Raw genomic sequence first — 6,295 nt, forward strand, 5'->3', positions numbered from 1 at the left:
GTCAAATTTAACTCCTGCAGATAAAACCGCTAAAACGAATTTGGCGAACGAGCAAATGCAAGCTTCAAACAACAAAGAAGACGTAAAAAGACAAATTCAGATATACCAAAGCAGGCCCAGCGAGGAATTACTAAAAGAAGTTATTAAAATAGACAAGAGCGAAGAAGGCTGGATAACTAAAGCTATAAATCAAATCGACGATATATTGTCCAAGAAATATACGCCCGAGCAGATAAAGACTCTGCGAGCTAAAGAGCCCGAAACCATGGAAGAGGCCGTAGACGGTATGCTGGCGAGGTATTCTAGGTTATTACAATCCGATTCGATAGACGGCAAACCGACTATTTGGGGCAAGCTTTTGGGGCTCGGAACAAAAGAGGAGCAAGAGGAGCTAAAAGCATTTAAAAACTCTTTGCCCGAAGACGCTGCGATGGGCAGCGTCGGAGCTGCTTTGCTGCAAAGAACCGACATCAGTATAGAAGAATTTAAAAAACTCTACGCGGAAGATATCGAGAAAACTACTAAAGCCCACAAGGAAGCCGTGGCAAAAATCAATCAAGAGATGAGAGAATACAACGAAAATTTAGCTAAGCAAAGAGCCGAAGCTAAATTTAAACCCATCCAGGCTACGAGCACAAGCAAGACTTACGAGGATAAAGACATCAGACGCGAGTTCTTTGAAAATTTCTTGAAAGCCGAACGCGAAAAAGGGACGGATATAACTGAAATTTTAAATCAACTAGCAAAACTAGGCAAATTTGACGTAAAAGCATAAAGGATTAATATGATAAGCGGCGTAAACGGATTTAACGCAAACGTAAACTATGATTTTAGTAGCGCTCACGAGCGAAATTTAAAAGCACGCGAGGAAAAAGAGGCTATAAATTTAACCTCAAATTCGGCGCCGTCTCGATCAAATTTGACCGAACCGATCGATTATTATGCTCTCGATTCTGACGAACTGGACGAAAACGAGCTTGCCGTTTGGGCGCAAAACGTAGAGTTTTCAAAACTAAACGACAAGCAGCAAAATAGGCTTCTTGCTATAAAAATGGGCTTTAAAAAACCGATATATAAACCTTATGATCCCGTGGTTGCGCGTAAGGCGTATTCGCTAAGCGGCTATACGGAAGATGATAAAATCAGCGTTTGGGGCAAGATAAACGGGCTTGATCCAAGCATGAGCAAGGATAAGGTCGCAGAGCTAAAGAAATTTATAGATAGCACGAAGGTCTTGCAAAGTAGTTCAAACATGGAAAACGATGTTTTTAGCGTAGATGGGTTTATGGGTGCGTTTAGTGTGGATCTAGGAAGCTTTGGAGTTGGTCATACGAAAGGTACCGGACTTAAAATGGCGGTCGATATGGCAAACCTACTAGACTCCGATATGGATTTGGAAAAATTTAAAGATAAATGGCTTGAGGTTGCCGCCGAAAAGATACTAGGAGAGAACGCAAAGGTCAAAATCTCGCTCAAAGACGGCAAGCTAAATTTCGACCAGATATCAGGAAAACGGCCTGCGGTCTTTTGGGGACAAGAGATGGTAAAACAGGTGAGCTACGCAGATGAAGCAACTAAAAAAGAGTTTTTAAATTTCTTAAAAGATGCGTTTAACAAAGGCGAGAGTATCGCAGACGTGCTACAAAATATAGCCCTAAAAGAAAGTGCAGTAAGCGATCAAGCTCCTAAAGAAACGCCCGAAGAGAATAAATTTAAGCCTATCCAGGCTACTAGCAAAAGCAAAACATACGTAGATAAAGACATCAGACGAGAATTCTTTGAAAATTTCTTAAAAGCCGAACAGGAAAAAGGGGTGGATATAATGGAGCTTTTAAGAAAAGTCGGTAAAATGGGGCTTGATCTAAAAGCCTAAGGAGCGACTGTGAAAATACGAATCTACTACGAAGATACCGACGCGGGCGGCATAGTCTATCACGCAAACTATATAAAATACTGCGAAAGGGCGCGCAGCCAGATGTTTTTTGACTCGGATGTTAAGCCTTTTAGTAAGGACGGGCATTTTGTCGTGAGCGAGATTCGGGCGAAATTTAAAAAACCGGCCGTCCTGGGCGATCTGCTCGAGGTAAAAACGAGCGTGGCAAACCTAAAAAAAGCCTCCGCGCTCATAAATCAGAAAATTTATAAAATCGCAAATTTAAGCGGCGAATGCGAGCCTGAGCTCGTCTTTGAAGCGGACATCGAGGTTGCGTTTGTTAGCAACCTAAGACCTGCTAAGATGGGCGAGGAGATAGTGGATTTTCTCTCCTCTTATTGCTCGTAAAAGCCGTATTCGCCGGCTTTTAAAACCTTCGTATCGTATACGATCTGCGAGTCCTCGACGCTCTGGCTAAAAAGCCTCTGCGCGCCGCGGTTTAGGTAGGTCGCGTAGATGTAGTCAAGCCCGGCGCTAGTGGAGTAACCCACCCAGTTGAAGTTCAAATTTTGCCCCAAAATTTCGTTGTTTGAGTCTAGCGCGCCGTCGGTTTTGGAGATCGAGTTTGCTATGTAGAGCTTTTCTCTATCTTGCGGTTGCATGAGTTTAAAGATGCTCGGCGCATAGTTGATTTGCGTGCTTAAAAGGGCGTTAAATTTGACGTCGTAAAGGCGCATCTGAGAGCTCACCATCGAAGCTTTTACGAGCGGAACGTTTAGGAAAACGGTCGCGCCGCTTAGCCTGGAGTTGCCAGATAGCATCGACTTTAGGTCGGTGACGCCGTTTGCGATCTCGTTTTCGTAGGCTAGCCCGCCGCTAAACTCGTCAGCGTAGCGGTTTAGTGCTGCTCCTAGCGCGCTACCGTCAGAAAATGCCGCGACTTGGCCGTTTGAGAAATTTAGTAGCTTTTCAACCTGCCCTTTGTAGTCTATACCGCCGAATATCAAATTATCCTGCGGCGAATCGACGCTAGAGATGTGCAGAGTCGGCACAAAAGCCGTCATGGACGGATCTAGAACCTCGTTTAGATATTTTGCGCCAACAGGCGTAAACGGCGCGATGATATAGGAGATATTTTCGCCTCTAGCGCGTGCTAGTGCGCCGTCGATAGCGCTTGGGGCTTCGTTGCCGATGTTGTAAAATTTAACTTCGATGGCGGCATTTTGCCTCACTACATAGGCTATAACCGCGTTTGAGACGACGCCGGCGTAGCTTTTTATGCTATCTTGCGGGATGATGACGGCGATCTTAAACTCGGCGTTTGAGCTTGGAGTCAGGCTTTCGGTGCCGGCGTTTACGTATGAGCCGTTTAGGGCGTTAAAGGCTTGTAAAATTTCTTGATTGGAGCTGCCTTCGTAGCGAGCTAAAAAGCTGTGCAAAAGACCCTCTCTAACGAGTTCTAGTAAACATGCGTCGCTGCATTTAACGGGTTCTAAATTTATATAAATTTCGCTAGCCGGCGGGATATCTGATGGCTTGTCGCTCCTGGCAAATAGCGCTGAACAGATCAATAAAACGGTTAAAATTTTTCTCATAGGTACTCTTTTATCTTTTTTAGATCGTTGAAAAACAGCTCTTTTTTGCTTGGATTTTTCGCTACGACTGTGGGCGAATAGGTCGCCAGCAAGGCCGAGTGTTTAAATTTCATTATGTTTCCCCTTATGGTTTCAAAGCTTTGCGCGCTTTGTTTTATCATTTTGTAAAAAACCTCTTCGCCAAGCGCTACGATGAGCTTTGGCGCGACTAGACGGGCTTCCGCGCTAAAATACGGCTCGCAAAGCTCGTAAGCGTTTGTCGGAGCTTTGGCGGCGGGCTTGCATTTTAGCAGGCTCGTGACGTAAATTTCGTCCTTTTTAAGTCCTGCTAGCTCGTTTAAATTTTGCAAAAACTTATCGTCGCCAGCCAAAAACTCTCCGCTCGCATCCTCAGCGGCGTTTGGCGCATCAAATACGAAAACTACTTTGGCGCGTTTATCGCCAAGGCCCGTTAGTGCGTGATTTGCGCTCTTGCAAAGCTCGCATAGATTGCACTCTTTGATGCTTGCGTTTAGCTCGGCAAGACTTCTCGGCAAGGCCGCTGTCGAAGGCGAAAAATCGGCAAATTTATATCCGAACGCCCTCAGATAGTAAAGTTCTCTTAAAATTTCGTTTGCGTAACTCATCGCGCGATGATATCCAAAAGGGCGTTAAAAACAGATAAATCAAAGCGCTAGTTTGCTTAAATTTTCGCCGTCCAAGCAGTAGTTTCTCCACTGCTCGGACTGGTTTTTCGCGCCCATTTTTTCGTAAAATTTGATGCCGGGCTCGTTCCAGTGCAGGCACGCCCACTCGAGACGTTGCAGATTTTCGTCCTTGCAAATTTTGGCTAAAAATTTAAAAAACTCTTTTCCTATGCCTTTGTTGCGATGCTCTTTTTGGACGTATAGATCCTCTAAATAAATCCCGCCAAGTCCCAAAAACGTGGAAAACGTATAAAAATATATGGCGTAAGCTATGATTTTGCCCTCTGTTTCGCAGACTAAAACACGGGCGTAGTTTTTCTCAAAAATAGACCCCGCGAAAATTTCGGGCGTAAATTTTACTTCATCGCTCATTTTTTCGTATGCGGCTAGCTCTTTAACTAGCTCGCAAACGGCCGGGATGTCGGCCCTGGATGCTTTTCTAATAACGTAAGGCAAAATTTTCTCCTAAATTTTAATGAGCGATTATATTTTTATTATTTTAAAACGAAGTTTAAAAATTTATTAAAAGGATTTTAAGCGATTTGTTGATAAAATCACCGACTTATATCAAAATCACCATAAGGAAAAATTTATGAAAAGAACATACCAACCCCATAAAACCCCTAGAAAACGCACTCACGGGTTTCGCGTCCGCATGAAAACTAAAAACGGCCGCAAAGTGCTAAACGCAAGACGCGCAAAAGGCAGAGCAAGATTGGCCGTTTAAGCAAATTTAGCCCTATAAGCAGCCAAAAGGAGTTTTCAAGCGTCTACAAAGAGGCCGTCAAATGGCACTGCGAGGAGGCGATAGTCTTTTTTAAGCCTTGCAATGAAAACAAATTAGCCGTCGTAGCCAGCAAAAAGGTGGGCAAAGCCGTCGTTCGCAATCGTTGCAAGAGGCTTTTGCGAGCGGTCATTGTCGAGATTTCAAACGAGCTTGCGGACGGCATTTACGTGATAGTCGTTAAAAACGGGCTAGATAAAAGCTCGTTTTTAAAGCTCAAAAAAAATATCTCTTGGGCTATGAAAAAACTCGGATGTATAAAATCAGGCATATGAAAATGATAAAACAAGCTATTTTATTTTTGATAAAAGCGTATCAAGATTATATCTCCAAATTTACTCCGAAGTCTTGCAGATACTATCCCTCATGCTCGGAATTTGCCGTTTGGCAGTTTAAATTTAACGGCTTTTTCTCAGCGCTCTTTGCGGTTATTTTTAGAATTTTACGCTGTAATCAACTCTTTAAGGGCGGCATCGACTACCCCGTTATTAGTAAAAATTTCAACTCTTTTTTTATATCCAATCAAAATTTAAAATCACATATCGCATTTTGGTTCGTCCCGTATAAAAAAAATAAATTCTACGTTATTAAAAATTTAGACTTTCAAAAGGAAAAATAGTGTTAGACAATATGTCAGTTCAAAAACGCGTGATATTAGCGACCGTTTTATCTTTTATCTTTTTTATCGCTTATGATCATTTTTTTATTCCTAAAAATTTGCCGTTAGATCAAAACCAAACCGTTGCAGCGCAGCAGGCAGGGCAAGCAAATGCCGCTCCGAGTACAAATACCGCATCGGCTACTAGCGCTCCGCAAGCCGTAGCGACGCAAAGCCGCGAGATCGCTGTGATAAAGGGTGAGCACTTTGAGGCGCGTATCGACGAGCTAGGCAGGATTTCTAAATTTTATCTAAATGACGAAAAATATAAAAACGCCGAGGATGAGCGCATAGAGCTAGCCGGCACTCAGCCGTTACCGCTTGAAGTACGCTTTAGCGACAAAGCTTTAAATGAGCAAGCTTTTAAGGTAGCCTACGCAAGCGACGTTAGCGAGATAAATTTAACTAGCGAGCCAAAAAGCATAGTTTTAACGCAAAATTTGGAAGGCTCTAGCGTAACCAAAAAGATCACATTTTATCCAAACGGAAGCTACGATCTGGATCTTAGCGTGAGTGCCGGCGAATACTACGTAACTCCGGGATTTCGTCCAAGCGTCGCTATCGACAGCTACACCGTGCATGGCGCGCTACTTAAGCATAACGATGGCAAGCTAACTATCATCGAGGATGGCGACGTAGACGCGACTGAAAGCTTTAATAACGTGAATATAGCCGCGGCAAGCGACAGATACTATACGG

The 6,295-nt window shown here is 43.5% G+C and carries 10 protein-coding genes; 7 read left to right on the forward strand and 3 right to left on the reverse strand.

Features of this window, described 5'->3' with window-relative positions:
* The 3 genes from Q0338_RS01760 to Q0338_RS01770 form a co-directional block, all read left to right on the forward strand.
* Positions 1–775, forward strand: a 775-nt coding sequence (locus tag Q0338_RS01760; RefSeq protein ID WP_298085260.1) for a cell surface protein, incomplete at its 5' end; no start/stop codon positions are given.
* Between the two features lie 9 nt (positions 776–784).
* The gene (locus Q0338_RS01765; protein ID WP_298085261.1) at positions 785–1,873 is read left to right on the forward strand and encodes a hypothetical protein; all 1,089 of its coding nucleotides are present in this window, start codon (positions 785–787) and stop codon (positions 1,871–1,873) included.
* A gap of 9 nt (positions 1,874–1,882) precedes the next feature.
* Positions 1,883–2,281: a YbgC/FadM family acyl-CoA thioesterase gene (locus tag Q0338_RS01770; RefSeq protein WP_298085262.1), complete on the forward strand. Its 399-nt coding sequence runs from the start codon at positions 1,883–1,885 to the stop codon at positions 2,279–2,281.
* Here the strand turns inward: Q0338_RS01770 and Q0338_RS01775 are convergent.
* From Q0338_RS01775 to Q0338_RS01785, 3 genes are read right to left on the reverse strand one after another with little or no spacing between them, the layout of a single operon-like run.
* Positions 2,269–3,468: a hypothetical protein gene (locus tag Q0338_RS01775; protein ID WP_298085263.1), complete on the reverse strand. Its 1,200-nt coding sequence runs from the start codon at positions 3,466–3,468 to the stop codon at positions 2,269–2,271. The two genes, Q0338_RS01770 and Q0338_RS01775, sit on opposite strands and share 13 nt — an antisense overlap.
* Complete coding sequence (locus tag Q0338_RS01780; RefSeq protein ID WP_298085264.1) at positions 3,465–4,094, reverse strand: uracil-DNA glycosylase; 630 nt, start codon at positions 4,092–4,094, stop codon at positions 3,465–3,467. Before Q0338_RS01780 ends, Q0338_RS01775 begins: the two co-directional genes overlap by 4 nt.
* A 39-nt stretch (positions 4,095–4,133) precedes the next feature.
* A complete protein-coding gene (locus Q0338_RS01785) occupies positions 4,134–4,610 on the reverse strand; it encodes a GNAT family N-acetyltransferase (RefSeq protein WP_298085265.1) in 477 nt (158 codons plus the stop codon).
* A gap of 136 nt (positions 4,611–4,746) precedes the next feature.
* Between Q0338_RS01785 and rpmH the strand changes: the two genes are divergently transcribed.
* From rpmH to yidC, 4 genes are all read left to right on the forward strand, one after another.
* Positions 4,747–4,881 (forward strand): 50S ribosomal protein L34, encoded by a 135-nt coding sequence (rpmH, locus tag Q0338_RS01790; RefSeq protein WP_002946826.1) that lies wholly within the window; start codon positions 4,747–4,749, stop codon positions 4,879–4,881.
* Between the two features lie 14 nt (positions 4,882–4,895).
* On the forward strand, positions 4,896–5,213 hold the full coding sequence (gene rnpA / locus Q0338_RS01795; protein WP_298085267.1) for a ribonuclease P protein component: 318 nt from the start codon (positions 4,896–4,898) through the stop codon (positions 5,211–5,213).
* On the forward strand, positions 5,192–5,557 hold the full coding sequence (gene yidD / locus Q0338_RS01800) for a membrane protein insertion efficiency factor YidD (protein ID WP_009496673.1): 366 nt from the start codon (positions 5,192–5,194) through the stop codon (positions 5,555–5,557). The genes rnpA and yidD overlap by 22 nt, the downstream gene beginning before the upstream one ends.
* The coding region (yidC, locus tag Q0338_RS01805; RefSeq protein WP_298085266.1) for a membrane protein insertase YidC at positions 5,557–6,295 on the forward strand (739 nt) is incomplete at its 3' end. The genes yidD and yidC, both read left to right, overlap by 1 nt.

This window comes from uncultured Campylobacter sp. (assembly GCF_938018145.1).
Classification (GTDB): Bacteria; Campylobacterota; Campylobacteria; order Campylobacterales; family Campylobacteraceae; genus Campylobacter_A.